Raw genomic sequence first — 12,981 nt, 5'->3', positions numbered from 1 at the left:
TTCCAGCAGGCCGACGGCACCACCAGCCGCAAGTACGGCGGCACCGGCCTGGGCCTGTCCATCAGCCGGGAGATCGCCCACCTCCTCGGCGGAGCGGTCACGGCGGAGAGCGTCCAGGGACAGGGCAGCACCTTCACCCTGTACCTGCCCGTGACCCGCGGCGACTGGGAGACGAAGGCCCTCACCGCCGCGCCCGCGGAGACCGCGCCGGACACCGCCGCCGGCACCACGGCGAGCATCCAGGCCGCCCGCCCCGCCCAGGAGACGCGGCAGAAGCGCCGGCTGCTCGTGGTCGAGGAACGCGCACGGGGCCTGCTGTCGCTGGTCGCCGAGAGCGCCGTCGCCGATCTCGCCGGGAGCCGGGACATCCCCAAGGGGTCGGCCGACATCGAGGTCATCACCGCGGTCGGTGCCCGGGAAGCGGCGGAGAGCCTGGCAGCGGGTCCCTTCCACTGCGTCATCCTGGAGCTGGACATGCCCAGGGACGAGGCCCTGCAGTTCCTGGACGCGATGGAGGGGGACGCCGCGGTGACGACCGTGCCCGTCCTCGCCCACAACAGCCGCCGCCTGGACCCGGCGCACGAACGGAAGCTGCAGTCCCGTTCGGGCACCCGGCCGCTGGAGCTGATCTCCAGCCTCGACGAGCTGCGCGAGCGCATCGCCCTCCACCTGTCCGCGGAGCAGCCGGGGGACGTGGTCCCGCTCGTCCGTGCCGAGGAGGCCCGGGAGAAGCCCGCGCAGACCGTCGACGGCAGCCTCGCCGGACGTACGGTGCTGGTCGTGGACGACGACGCCCGCAACCTGTACGCCATCAGCGGCATCCTGGAGCTGCACGGCATCCGGGTGCTGCACGCGGAGGACGGACGGAAGGGCATCGAGGCGCTGCGCGAGCACCCGGAGATCGACCTGGTCCTGATGGACGTGATGATGCCCGAGATGGACGGCTACGCCGCGACGTCAGAGATCAGGCAGGACCCGGGATACTCCGCCCTGCCCATCATCGCGGTGACCGCCAAGGCCATGCCGGGCGACCGGGAGAAGAGCCTGGCCTCCGGAGCCAGCGACTACGTCACCAAGCCAGTCGACGCCAACGACCTCATCGCCTGCATCGGGCGGTGGCTCGACTCCTAGGGCGTCGCCGGATCACCGCCGTACGCTTCCCCACGCACGACCTTCACCACCGATCGAGGAGTCACAGCACCGTGAGCACTCCGGAGCACGTCGAAGAACCCGTCCCCGGCGACGGGCTGCTCCGGCCTTCTCGCTCGGTCCCCGCCTCCCGCACTCCCGCCTCCGGCACGCGGCCCCCCGCTGCCGAGGCGGAAGTGACGGGGGTGGGACGGCTGGCCGCCACGGTCGAGCGGCTGCGCCGCGAGATCCGCGACGCCCAAGCCGCGGCGGACGGCCGGGCGTTGCTCGAACTCGCCAAGGGCGTGCTGATCGAACGGTTGCAGTGCGGCCCCACCACGGCCGCACACCAGCTGGCCGCGCTGGCGGACGAGGCGGGCGTCTCCCAGCTGGAGCTGGCCGCCGACATCATCAACCAGGCCGCCCGCGATCACGTCACCGAGGTCGCCACCGGCTTCGTGAGCAGGACCAGCGGCGGTACGGGCACGGCCGACGACGGCACCTCCGTCGGGGTGCGCCTGCGCACCGCGGAGAGCGGTGCTCTGGCCGCCGGCGACACGCAGGCCGTCGCCCAGTCCCTGCTGGAGCACGCCCTGACGCCGCTGGGGGCCAACGCCGTCGCCGTGTGGATCGCCGGGTCCGACGCGTCGCTGACCCTGGCCGGGCATGCGGGCTTCACCGCCGAGGAAGCCGACCGCTGGCACTACGTACCGCCGGGCGTGTGCACACTCGCCCGTCAGGCCCTGATGGAACGCAAGGCCGTCCACGTCGCCTCCCTGTCCGCGGAAGGACTGCCGTCCATAGGGTCGGCACAGCACCCCGGCGGCGGCCGGATGGCGGTTCCCGCCGGCACCGGTGGACGCGTGCACGGGATCCTGGAGATCTGCTGGCCGGAACGACTGGAGCCGCAGCCGCCGCAGATCCTCCGTCAGGTCGATGCACTGGCCGAGCTGTGCGCCCACACCCTCGAAGGCCTCACCGGAGTGAGCGTCTCCTCCCCCTCGACGGAATGGCTGTCCCGGCCCGACCTGTCGGAGCTGGTGGACCTGGCGGAGGGCCTGTACGACCCCGCCCTGGTGCTGACTCCCCACCTCGGGCCCGACGGTGTCCTCATCGACTTCCGCATCCACCACGTCAACAGCCACTTCATCGACCCGGCGGGGCGGCCGCGCAACGCGGTGAGCGGGGCGCTGCTGCTGGAGGCGTACCCGATGGCCGTCGGCGGCAGCGAGCTCTTCGAGGAGATCGAGCGGGTCTTCGCCACGGGCAGGCCGTTCCGGGCCCGGCGCATGACGCTGACCGCTCTGGTCGACCAGGTCCCCCTCGCGGCGGTCGCCGACATCAGCGTCAGCCGCCACGGCAGCAGCGTGCTCCTCATCTGGCGGGTCGAGGACGAGGCCGCGCGCCTCGCCCACCTCCTCCAGCACGCCCAGCGCCTGGGCAGGATCGGCGGTTTCGAGGAGAACATCGCCACGGGCGAGATCACGTGGAACGACCAGCTCTTCGACCTCTACGGCCGGCCGCACACCTCGCCGCCCGTGCCCCTGGAGGCCCTGTCGTCCCACGCCCACCCGGACGACGCCGTGGCCATCGGCCGCTTCCTCCGCTCGGTGCTGCATCACCGCCGGGCAGCCTCGGCCGCCTTCCGGCTGCAGCGCCCCGACGGCATCACCCGGCACATGCGCGTGATCGCCGAACCCGTCCTCGACGCCCGCCACCGGCTGCTCGCGGTACGGGGCGCCTACCAGGACATCTCCGCGCAGCACTGGACCGAGGTGGCTCTGGCGGCCACCCGCGACCAGCTGGCGCACACCGAGCAGCAGGCCGCCGAGCGCAACCGTCTGACCCTCCAGCTGCAGCACGCCATCATGCCGCCCGCCCACGCGCTGCCCCTGGCCAGCCCCGGCCTGCAGATCGCCGTGCGCTACCGGCCCGCCGAGTCGGAGTCCATGGTGGGCGGCGACTGGTACGACGCGGTGGTCCTGCCGTCGAAGCAGATCATGCTGTGCGTGGGGGACGTGGCCGGCCACGGCATAGAGGCCGCCACGAGCATGGTGGTCCTCCGCAACGCCATGCGCGGTCTCGCCGTCACGGGGGCGGGCCCCGCGCAGTTGCTGTCCTGGCTCAACGTCGTCGCCCACCACCTGACCGACCATGTCACCGCCACGGCGGTGTGCGGCCTGTACGACCCCGAGAAGCACACCCTGCGCTGGGCGCGGGCCGGTCACCTGCCGCCCGTCCTCATCCGCGGCCGGAAGGCGACGCCCCTGCGCACCGTCAGCGGCATCCTCCTCGGTGCGCTCGCCGAGGCCTCGTACGAGGAGGACGAACTGCAGATGGACCCCGGGGACACCCTCCTCATGTACACCGACGGACTGGTCGAGCGCCGCGACGAGGCGGTCCAGGACTCCCTGGCGCAGCTGTTGGCCCACGCCCGGATACCGAGCGCGACGCTGGAGCAGCAGCTCGACGGTCTGCTCACGCACAGCACGTCCGACACCGACGACGACACCTGCCTCATCGGTGTCCGGGTCGTGTGAGCGCACCGGCGGCAGGCCGGGCCACCGCCCTGTGCCGTGTGCGCCCGCCCCGCCCTGCCGTCACCGCCGGGTGACGGAGCGGCTTCGGCGCCCGCACCGCCCGGTCGGCGAGCACCACGCCCGGGTCCACGTGCGGGAGCGCCGGTACGCAGCCGGCGTCGTACGCGGGCCGGAGCCAGGGGCGGACGCGGCGAGCGGGCCGGCAGGAGGCCTGCAGGTGATCTTCGGCCATCCCGGCCCGCCCCGCGTCCGTGGGTGTGGCCCAGCGGTACAAGGAGGGGTCCGTGTCCCAGCGACCGGCAAGGCCGTTGCGAACCGTCCCGGCCGAGGACGGTTGTCCCGAGACTTCAGGCCCCGGCCGGGATGCTGCCGCACACGCCGCCCGGGAGGTCATCGAGCTGCTGGAAGTGCTCTGGAACAGGGGCCGGGACATGACGTCGCCGGCTCCGGTGTCGTCCTCGCAGCTGCGGGTGCTGTACATCCTGGAGCGTGACCAGCCCATCAATCTGCGGACGCTGGGCGAGGTGCTCGGTTCGGCCCCGTCCTCGGTGAGCCGGATGTGCGACCGGCTCGACGCGCTGGGTTTCATCGAGCGTTCGCCCAGCTCGGCCAGCCGCCGGGAGCTGGAGCTGCGGTTGTCCAGCCGTGGGGACAGCTATCTGAAGGACCTGCGTGAGCGCCGGGAAGCCGCACTGCTCGACGTCATCTCCGCCATGCCACCCGCGGAGCGGGCCGCACTCGCGACAGGGCTGAGCGGTTTCCGTCTCGCCGTCGAGGACACCGAGCCGAAGGGGCGTGCGGCGGGCGACGGCAGGGCGAGGTCCGCCGGGTCGGCCTGAGCGGTACGCCACCACATGAGTGTCATGACGCGTCACGGCCGGGGTACACGCGCCCCGTCGGCGCCGCTGAGGGCAGTCCACCGCAGCGCGGCCCCGAACCGACGAGAAAGCGAGGTGCCCGTATGTCGCAGGTCGAGGAGTCCATCGAGGTGAGCGTCCCGGTGAGGACGGCGTACAACCAGTGGACGCAGTTCGAGACCTTCCCCGAGTTCATGGAGGGGGTGGAGCGGGTCGAGCAGCGCAGCGACACCCTGACCCACTGGGTGACGACGGTGAACGGCGCCAAGCGCGAGTTCGACGCCGAGATCACCGAGCAGATCCCCGACGAGCGTGTCGCCTGGACCACCGTGGGCGGCGAGGCGAGGCAGGCGGGGGTGGTGACCTTCCACCGGCTCGACGACACCACCACGAAGGTCATGCTCCAGATGGAGTTCGACCCCGAGGGCCTGGCCGAGACGGTCGGCGACAAGCTCGGCTTCGTCAGGCGCCAGGTCACCGGTGACCTGAAGCGGTTCAAGGTCTTCATCGAGAACCGGGGTGCCGAGACCGGGGCCTGGCGAGGCCAGGTCTGAACCCCGCGCCGTCGCGCGCAGGAGACGACGTCCTGAAGGCGCGGCGGAGCACACCTGCGAGCCCCTCGGACCGGATGCGGACGGTCCGGGGGGCTCGGTGCGTGCGCCGCCGCTGACCAGCATGCCGGCGTCCCCGCCGCTGCCGCCCCGTGGCGGCCTCCGGCCTGGCCCGCTTCATCATGTCGTCCTGACGGTGTGGCGTGCGGCCCGGGCGGGCCGGCACCGGACGAGCAGCGTCCTGACGGTCGTCCGTCGGTCCGGACGGGCACGAGCGCCGGACCGGAGCGCCCGGTCGTGCCCGAAGCACCCGGCCGGGGCCGTCGGACGGCGTCCGCGGCCCCGGCCGGACGGGGTCACGGACGGCGTCCGCGGCCCCGGCCGGACGGGGTCAGTGAAGGTCGCTCAGCAGATCTCCGATCCGATCGTGCAGGGCATGCGGAAGGCGGATGTCCCAGCGGTCGGCCGCCTCGGCGGCCAGGTCCCGGCTCCAGCACCAGCTGTTGCGCGCGGCCGAGCGCACCTCCCGGTCACGGGCAGGGGCCGTGGTGGAGATGTAGCGGTGGCGGTCGGCGGCGGGCAGGTCCTGCTCCAGCGCCCGGCTGGGGGTGAGCCAGTGCGCCGTGCTCCCGCGCAGGAGGCGGCAGAGCTGGAGCTGCTGGGGCGCGATCACGGTGTGCAGCAGAGCATGGGCGCGGGCGACCTCCCCGCGGGCCAGGACATGGGCGAGCATGAGCGTCCAGTTGGCCAGCTCGTCGGTGAGGCGCCGGGCGGTCACCGCCGGCTCGTGCTCCCGGAAGGCGGCCAGCTGCCGGGCTGCCCGGGTCAGCCGCCCGGTCCGGTCGAGCAGGACGGCGTCCTCAGGACGCGGCAGGTGCACCATCCCCTGCCAGGTGGGCACTTCGTCGATGCCGGGTCCCGCCGCGGTGAGGTGGAACTCGCCGCGCATCAGGTCGTCGAAGACGACGGCGAGGACGCCGTACATGTTGGTGTACGCCAGCTGGAGCGGTGCCAGCTGTGCCAGGAAGGCGGGGCCGTCGAAGTCGGCGAGGTGATCGTCCTCGATGTAGAGGTACGCCTCGATGTCGGAATGGGCGTCGGCCTCGCCAAGGGTCCACGAGCCGTACAGCAGGACGCCCTCCAGGCGGGCGTCGGCGTGCGCGAGCTGCCGCAGGCGTGCGATGCGGTCGTCCAGAGCGGGAGAAGCGGAGCGAACGGACATGATGGGGTCGGTGTCTCCTGAATGAGCGGGCGGGCACGCTGCTGGCGCCCGGCACCTGACGGGCTGGATGTGGTGAACCGGCTGCCGCTCAGGAGAAGTTGCCCATGGCCGACATGATACGAGCAGGGCAGGCGCTCGCCCGCGGGCGAGGCGCGGCGGGCGAAGCCGGACAGGGGGGGCGCTGCGCTCGCCCGCCGCGCCCCCCGCCCGTCACCTCCGCCGCGCCACCCGTCCGCGACCACTCGGCCGGCCCCGCCCCGGCAGCCCCCCGAAGCGTGGCGTGACGGGCGGGGACGTCAGCCTCCCGACGCGGGACCGGACGTCCGCGGACCCGACGGCGCCAGGGCGAGGCGCCAGAAGTCGGCGTAGCGGCCACCGCGGCGCAGCAGTTCGTCGTGGGTGCCCTCCTCGACGATGCGACCGGAGTCCAGGAAGACGATGCGGTCGGCGTGCTGGACGGTGCGCATCCGGTGAGCCACCATCACCACGGTGCGGCCCGCCATCAGGCGCTCGATGCCGGCGTGGACGGCCGCCTCGTTGACGGGGTCCAGCGCGGAGGTGACCTCGTCCAGCAGCACGATCGGCGCGTCCTTGAGCAGGGCCCGGGCGATCGAGACGCGCTGGCGTTCGCCGCCCGAGAGGCGTGCGCCGCCCTCGCCGACCTGGGTCGACCAGCCGTCGGGCAGGCGCTCGACCACTTCGTCCAGTCGCGCCGCGGCCGCCGCTGCCCGCACCTCCGCCTCGGTGGCGCCGGCGCGGCCGAGGCGTACGTTGTCCTCGATGGTGCCGTCGAACAGGTAGACGTCCTGGAAGACGATGGCGAACCGTGCCATCAGCGCCGCCGTACCGATCGCGCGCACGTCCGCACCGCCGACGCGCACCGCGCCCCCGTCCACGTCGTGGAACCGCGCGAGCAGCTGCAGCAGGGTGGTCTTGCCCGCCCCCGACGGCCCCACCACGGCCAGCCGTTGCCCTTCGGGGACGGACAGCGACAGGTCGTCGAACACCGTCCGCCCGCCGTGCCGGAAGGCGACACCGTCGAACTCCACACCGTTGCCGAGCGGTTGGACCGGCTCGGGAGCCTGCGGCAGCGGCCGGGTGCGCAGCACCGCGTCGAGTCTGGCCAGCTCGCCGCGCGCACCGCGCAGCTTGCCGCCGAGGTCGGCCAGCGACAGCAGCGGATCCGCGCAGCGGGCGGCCAGGACCAGGATCGTCAGCAGCTCCGCGGCCCCGATGCGCCCGCCGAGCGCGAGGTACGCCCCCAGGACCAGTACGGCGGTGAACACCGCCTGCACCGTGAGCGTCAGCCCCAGCGCGCCGGGCAGCGCGGACAGCGTGGAGCGGCGGGAGGCGCGCTGGACCTGCCGCAGGGCGTCGTCCAGCAGCCGGAAGCGTTCGGCGGTACGGCCGCCGGCGCGCAGCACCGGCTGGGCCTGGAGGAACTCGATCACCCTCCCGGTGGCCTCGCGGTCGCGTGCCGCGCGCTCCGCGTCCTCCGCGGCCGTCGCCCGCCCGGTCAGGATCTGGATCACCGCCACGACGGGGACGGCGGCCAGCGCCGCCAGGCCCAGTTGCCGGTCGTACGCGAGGATCACGGCCACGACCGTCAGCGGCGTCACGGCCGCGGAGACGAACGGCGCCAGCAGGTGCGCGATCACGCTCATCGCCTGCAGTACGCCCTGACCGGCCAGGACGGACACCTCTCCCACCCGGGCCGGTCCGTACCAGCCGAGGGGCAGCCGGGCGAGATGGTCGCCGAGGCGGTGGTACACACCGCGCAGCAGCGCGGTGCCGACGCGGAACCCCGACAGGTCGCTGACGTACCGCAGCACCGCGTAGGCCACCACCGCCGCCGCGAACGCGCCCAGCCACGGCCGGGCCTCACCGGCCGAGCCCCCGAGCAGCCCCCGCAGCACGGGCACCAGCAGGGCGTAGGACAGGCCCTCGACGACGGCGGTCGCCGTCATCAGGGTGAGCGTGCGGCGCATCGGGCGGGAGTACTGGTGGCCCAGCACCCGCAGCAGCATGCGGATCATCGCGGGTCGTCTCCTTGGGGTCCGTCACAGGACAGGTGTACGAAGGTGTGGTCGCTCCGGGTCACGGCCGCTCATCCCCTCCCGCGGAGCCTGCCGCGTGCCGGGCTCGCCACAGGGACGCGAACTTCCCGTCGGCGTGCAGCAGTTCAGCGGGCGTGCCCTGCTCGGTGATCACCCCGTCCTCCAGCACGGCCACGGTGTCGGCGCCGGTGATGGTCTCCAGGCGGTGCGCGATGACCAGGACCGTACGGTCCGCCCGCAGCTTCTCCAGCGCGCGGCGCACCGCGACCTCGGTGTGCGGGTCGGCGAAGGAGGTCGCCTCGTCGAGCACCAGGACCGGGGTGTCGGCCAGCAGCGTGCGGGCGAGCGCGACCCGTTGGGCCTCGCCGCCCGACAGCCGGGCGTCCTCGCCGATCACCGTGTCGTACCCCTGCGGCAGTTCGAGGATCCGGTCGTGGATGTTGGCCAGACGAGCGGCGCGTACGACCTCCTCCGGACCGGCGTCCGGCACCGCCAGCGCGATGTTGTCGGCGACCGAGGCGCGGAGCAGGGAGACGTCCTGGAAGACGAAGGAGACGTGCCGGTACAGCTCCCGGCTGCCCAGCTCGCGCAGATCGACGCCGCCCAGGCCGACCGAGCCGCTCGTCGGGTCGACGAACCGGGGCAGCAGCCGCACCAGGGTGGACTTGCCGCTCCCCGACGGTCCGACGAGCGCGGTGACCGTTCCCGGCTCCAGCACCAGGTCGACGCCGCGCAGAACCTCCCGCCCGGGTTCGTAGCCGAAGCGGACACCGCGCAGTTCCACCCGGTGGCCGTGCGGTGCGACCGGGTGCGCCGGCTCCCGCAGCGGCGGCACCGCGAGCACCTCACGGATCCGTCCGACCGCGCGGCGGGCGGCCTGCAGCTCGTCGAACCCGTGCCCCAGCGCCGCCACCGGCGCGGTCAGGCCGAGCCCCAGCAGCAGGAACGGCAGCAGATCGGCCGGGGCCATCCCACCGCCCGTGATCAGCGCCGTGCCGCCGATCAGGACGGTCAGCAGCACGAACGGGGGCGAGAGCACCAGTTGCATCGCCGCGGCGATCGGGGAGATCCCGTGCACCCAGCGGTGGAAGGTGCCGACGAAGTCGTCGGTGGCGGTGCGGAACTCGCGGTGGGCGCGCTCGCCCCCACCGAAGGCCTTGACCACCGCGATGCCCTGGACGAACTCCACGACGGAGCCCGCGATCCGGGTCATCGCCGCGTCGAAGTCGGCCTGTTCCCGCAGCCGGGACGGGGTCATCATCAGCGGGACCAGCGCCACCGCGGCGACCACCGGCACCAGGGTCACAAGTGTCAGCCGCCAGTCGACGCCGAACAGGTAGACCAGCGACACCAGTGGCACCACGAAGGCGGAGGCGAGCTCGCCGGGGGTGTGGGCGATGAACGGGTGCACCGCGCCGACGTCCTCGCCCACCAGCTTGGCCAGCTCACCGCTGCGGCGGCGGGAGAGCCAGCCGATGGGCACGCGCCCCAGCCGTGCGGCCAGCTCCCGGCGTAACGCCAACTGGACCCACCCGTCGAGCAGGTGCCCGAGGCCCGCCGCGGCGGCGGTGAACAGCAGCCGGACGAGCAGGCCGATTGCCCCCGCGGCCACGACGAACCGGACGTGGTCCTGGTCGGCCGCGCCCGGCGCCAGCAGGGTCCGGCCCAGCTCGACGGCCGCGAGCAGCGGCGCCAGCCCCGCCACCGCACCGATGACCTGCAGGACGATCACGGCGGCGAAGCCCCCCGCGTACGGACGCAGCAGCCGCCCCATGCCGTGCCCCTCGGGGGAGCCCACCCGCGCGGAACCGGCGTCCCCCGGTGGTGCCACCGGCTGCTTCTTCGCTGTGGCGAGGTCGGTAGTCGTCATCGTCCTCTCGTCTTCGTCGGTCCCCGTGCAGGGAGCGGAGGCGTCGGCGCACTGCCCGCGGCGCCCGCCATTCTTACGATGTAAGGCTTCGTCGCGACGCTATACTTACGCTGTAAGAAACGTCAATCGGCCCGGTACGGCACGAAGGAGAGGCCCATGGCGGCCCACAGGGCCCGCGGCCAGCGCGCGGGGCTCACGCGGCAGGCCGTCCTGGAGGCGGCCGTACGGCTCGTCGACCGGGAGGGGATGGCGGCGCTGTCGATGCGCCGGCTCGGCGCCGAACTGGGCGTGGAGGCGATGACCCTCTACCACCACGTGCCGAACAAGAGCGCCCTGCTGGACGGGATGATCGAGCAGATCGTCGCGGAGGCCGTGCCCCCCGAATTCGGCGCCGCCACATGGCGAGAGGACCTGCGCGCCTACGCCCACGCGCTCATGGCCGCGCTCGCCGCGCATCCGCATGCCGTGCCGCTGCTGCTGTCGCGGCCCGCCCTGACGCCCCGCAACCTGCGGACGCTGGAGGCCGTGGTGCGCATGCTGCACGAGGCGGGCTTCCCCCTGCCCCGGACCCTGGACATCCTCTACTCGCTGACCAGCTTCGTCGTCGGCCAGGCAGCCGCGCAGGCGGGCAGCATCGACGGCGCCGGCAGCCTGGCCTCACTGGACCCGGACGTCTATCCGCTGCTGGTCCGGGCCGCTGCGGCAGTGGGCGAGGACGCGGGCGCGGCACGGTTCGAGTACGCCCTCGACGCGCTGCTGTCCGGTTTCGCGGCGGAGCGCGGCCGCCCCTGACGGTCCGGGGCGCCGCCCCGCCTTCCGCACCGGCCGTCCGTCTCGGCGGCAGGCGACGACGCCGCAGCCGACGGGCGCCCCGACCGGCGGTCCTCCGCCTGGGGAAGGAGCACCGCCCGCGGGCGGCGCCGGCGTGCCCCACGGCCCACCGCCGTCGCCGCGCCGGTCAGGGCGCCGCCGGGTCGTCGACGGGGATGTCGAGTCGGTGCGCCACGGTGGTGAGGGCTGCCCCGAGCGGAAGCGCGACCCGGGTGAGGGCGTGCCGGTCGCCGCGGGTGGGGTCCCGGTTGACGATCAGCACCGGTTTCCCGGCCTGGACCGCTTGGCGGACGAACCGGAGCCCGGACATCACCGTCAGTGAGGAACCCAGGACCAGGAGCGAGGCTGCCTCGCGGACCAGCCGGCGGCAGTGCTCGATCCGCCGCGGGGGAACGGCTTCGCCGAAGAACACCACGTCCGGCTTCAGGATGCCGCCGCAAGCCGTGCAGGGCAGCACGTGGAAGTCCCCGACCTGTTCGTCGGTGAGGTCGGCGTCACCGTCCGGGTTGATCCCGGCCGCCACCGGCTCGAAGCCCGCGTTGGCCTGCTCGAGCCGGACGGCGAGCTCACGTCGCGGGCTGGAGGCGCCGCAGGACAGGCAGACGACGCGGTCCAGGCTGCCGTGCAGTTCCACGACGCCCTCGCTGCCGGCGGCCTGGTGCAGGCCGTCGACGTTCTGGGTGATCACCCCGGAGAGCAGGCCGTACCGCCCGAAGGAGGCCACGGCGCGGTGCCCGGCGTTGGGGCGGGCGCTGCCGAAGGTGCGCCAGCCGAGGTGGCTGCGCGCCCAGTACCGGCGCCGGGCCCGGGCACTGGCCGTGAACTCCTGGTAGGTCATCGGGGTGTGCCGGCTCAGGCTCCCGCCCTCGCCCCTGTAGTCGGGGATGCCGGACTCCGTGGAGATGCCCGCCCCGCTGAGCACCAGCACACCGCCGGTGCTCAGCGCATCGGCCACCGGCTGCAGATCCGTGGTGCCCGGCGGCAGGTCCTCGGTGGGGGTCCAGCTCAGAGTGGGGCGCATGCGCATGCCGCAAGGGTACGAAACGGGCCGCGCCGCACGCCTCCGCCCGCGGTGGGGGAGCGCAGCGGCCGGTATCGGCCGGGTCGCCCGGGCCCGCGCCGCCCGGGCTCGGGCCACGGAAGCCCGTGGTCGTCACCGACGGCGGAGCTTCACCGTCCTCAGGCCGTCCTCAGCGTCCTCGGCCGTCCTCACGCCGTCCTCGAGTACGTCGTGATCAGCGCGCCGGTGGCGAAGGTGTGCACGTCCGTCACCGCGAAGCCGTGCGGGGCGAACGGAGAGCGGAACAGCGGGATGCCGGTGCCGATGACGACGGGGTAGACCTTGACCACCAGCTCGTCGATCTCCTCGAGGAGCTCGCCGGCGAGGCCCGCACCCCCGCTGAGCCAGATGTCCATGCCCTCCTGCCGCTTGAGGTCGCGGACGAACCCGGCGGGGTCGTCCGGGACGATCTCCACCTCGGGGTCGACCTGCGTCAGGGTGCGGGAGAACACGTACTGATGCAGGTGCGGATACGGGCTGGTGAGACCCATCGCCAGCCCGGGGGCGTACGTGCCGCGGCCCATCACGATCGTGTCGAACCTCTTGTTCGCGATTCCGGTGAGCCCCAGTGCCTCGCGTGCCGGTGCGGGGAGCGTCTCCGGGTAGTCCGCCATCACGGCGGCGGCGAAGTCACCCTCGAAGGCCAAGAAGTCCTGCTGCCCGTCCGGGCTCGCGATGAAGCCGTCGATGCTCGATCCGACGAAGTAGCTGAGCTTGCGCATGGGGTCCCCTTTCCGGCCGGCGGCCACGCTATGGCCGCGGTCAGGGGCCGGGGGATGCCTTTCGACGCCATGAAGCGGACCGCGTGCGCCACGACCGGACCGCGTGCGCCGGGACCGACCGTGCCGGCCGGCGCCGCGACCTG

10 protein-coding genes are annotated in these 12,981 nt (G+C 73.5%); 5 read left to right on the top strand and 5 right to left on the bottom strand.

What is annotated here, in order from left to right; all coding sequences use genetic code 11:
- The 4 genes from ACIA79_RS26660 to ACIA79_RS26645 all read left to right on the top strand — a co-directional run.
- Positions 1-1,131: response regulator (locus ACIA79_RS26660; protein WP_399430859.1), on the top strand; the 1,131-nt coding region annotated here is incomplete at its 5' end.
- A gap of 71 nt (positions 1,132-1,202) precedes the next feature.
- Entirely contained in the window at positions 1,203-3,668 is a 2,466-nt protein-coding gene (locus ACIA79_RS26655) for a SpoIIE family protein phosphatase (protein WP_399430858.1), read from the top strand.
- Between the two features lie 308 nt (positions 3,669-3,976).
- Positions 3,977-4,507: a MarR family winged helix-turn-helix transcriptional regulator gene (locus tag ACIA79_RS26650; RefSeq protein WP_399430870.1), complete on the top strand. Its 531-nt coding sequence runs from the start codon at positions 3,977-3,979 to the stop codon at positions 4,505-4,507.
- A gap of 122 nt (positions 4,508-4,629) precedes the next feature.
- A complete protein-coding gene (locus ACIA79_RS26645; protein WP_399430857.1) occupies positions 4,630-5,079 on the top strand; it encodes an SRPBCC family protein in 450 nt (149 codons plus the stop codon).
- Positions 5,080-5,467: 388 nt separating this feature from the next.
- Here ACIA79_RS26645 and ACIA79_RS26640 read toward each other — a convergent pair whose 3' ends face one another.
- The 3 genes from ACIA79_RS26640 to ACIA79_RS26630 all read right to left on the bottom strand — a co-directional run bounded on the left by ACIA79_RS26640 (position 5,468) and on the right by ACIA79_RS26630 (position 10,225).
- Complete coding sequence (locus ACIA79_RS26640; RefSeq protein WP_399430856.1) at positions 5,468-6,298, bottom strand: nucleotidyltransferase domain-containing protein; 831 nt, start codon at positions 6,296-6,298, stop codon at positions 5,468-5,470.
- A 296-nt stretch (positions 6,299-6,594) separates the two neighbouring features.
- Positions 6,595-8,334, bottom strand: a complete 1,740-nt coding sequence (locus ACIA79_RS26635; protein ID WP_399430855.1) for an ABC transporter ATP-binding protein — start codon at positions 8,332-8,334, stop codon at positions 6,595-6,597.
- A 61-nt stretch (positions 8,335-8,395) separates the two neighbouring features.
- Entirely contained in the window at positions 8,396-10,225 is a 1,830-nt protein-coding gene (locus ACIA79_RS26630; protein WP_399430854.1) for an ABC transporter ATP-binding protein, read from the bottom strand.
- A 156-nt stretch (positions 10,226-10,381) separates the two neighbouring features.
- Here ACIA79_RS26630 and ACIA79_RS26625 point away from each other — a divergent pair, with 156 nt between their 5' ends.
- Positions 10,382-11,017, top strand: a complete 636-nt coding sequence (locus tag ACIA79_RS26625) for a TetR/AcrR family transcriptional regulator C-terminal domain-containing protein (protein ID WP_399430853.1) — start codon at positions 10,382-10,384, stop codon at positions 11,015-11,017.
- Between the two features lie 166 nt (positions 11,018-11,183).
- Here the strand turns inward: ACIA79_RS26625 and ACIA79_RS26620 are convergent, their stop codons facing one another.
- Both ACIA79_RS26620 and ACIA79_RS26615 read right to left on the bottom strand, forming a co-directional pair.
- Positions 11,184-12,083, bottom strand: coding sequence for an NAD-dependent protein deacetylase (locus tag ACIA79_RS26620; RefSeq protein WP_399430852.1), 900 nt, complete (start codon positions 12,081-12,083; stop codon positions 11,184-11,186).
- Between the two features lie 182 nt (positions 12,084-12,265).
- Positions 12,266-12,838 (bottom strand): dihydrofolate reductase family protein, encoded by a 573-nt coding sequence (locus ACIA79_RS26615; protein ID WP_399430851.1) that lies wholly within the window; start codon positions 12,836-12,838, stop codon positions 12,266-12,268.
- Positions 12,839-12,981 lie beyond the last annotated feature (143 nt).

Source organism: Streptomyces sp. NPDC051310 (genome assembly GCF_044455245.1).
GTDB lineage: Bacteria > Actinomycetota > Actinomycetes > Streptomycetales > Streptomycetaceae > Streptomyces.
Note: the sequence above shows the minus strand (reverse complement) of the source record. Positions and strands in the feature narration are given on the sequence as shown.

What these genes read in the sequence shown, in the direction of transcription:
- ACIA79_RS26645 (WP_399430857.1), top strand. Translation starts at nt 4,630, where the DNA reads ATGTCGCAGGTCGAGGAGTCCATCGAGGTGAGCGTCCCGGTGAGGACG.
- ACIA79_RS26640 (WP_399430856.1), bottom strand. Translation starts at nt 6,298, where the DNA reads ATGTCCGTTCGCTCCGCTTCTCCCGCTCTGGACGACCGCATCGCACGC.
- ACIA79_RS26635 (WP_399430855.1), bottom strand. Translation starts at nt 8,334, where the DNA reads ATGATCCGCATGCTGCTGCGGGTGCTGGGCCACCAGTACTCCCGCCCG.
- ACIA79_RS26630 (WP_399430854.1), bottom strand. Translation starts at nt 10,225, where the DNA reads ATGACGACTACCGACCTCGCCACAGCGAAGAAGCAGCCGGTGGCACCA.
- ACIA79_RS26625 (WP_399430853.1), top strand. Translation starts at nt 10,382, where the DNA reads ATGGCGGCCCACAGGGCCCGCGGCCAGCGCGCGGGGCTCACGCGGCAG.
- ACIA79_RS26620 (WP_399430852.1), bottom strand. Translation starts at nt 12,083, where the DNA reads ATGCGCATGCGCCCCACTCTGAGCTGGACCCCCACCGAGGACCTGCCG.
- ACIA79_RS26615 (WP_399430851.1), bottom strand. Translation starts at nt 12,838, where the DNA reads ATGCGCAAGCTCAGCTACTTCGTCGGATCGAGCATCGACGGCTTCATC.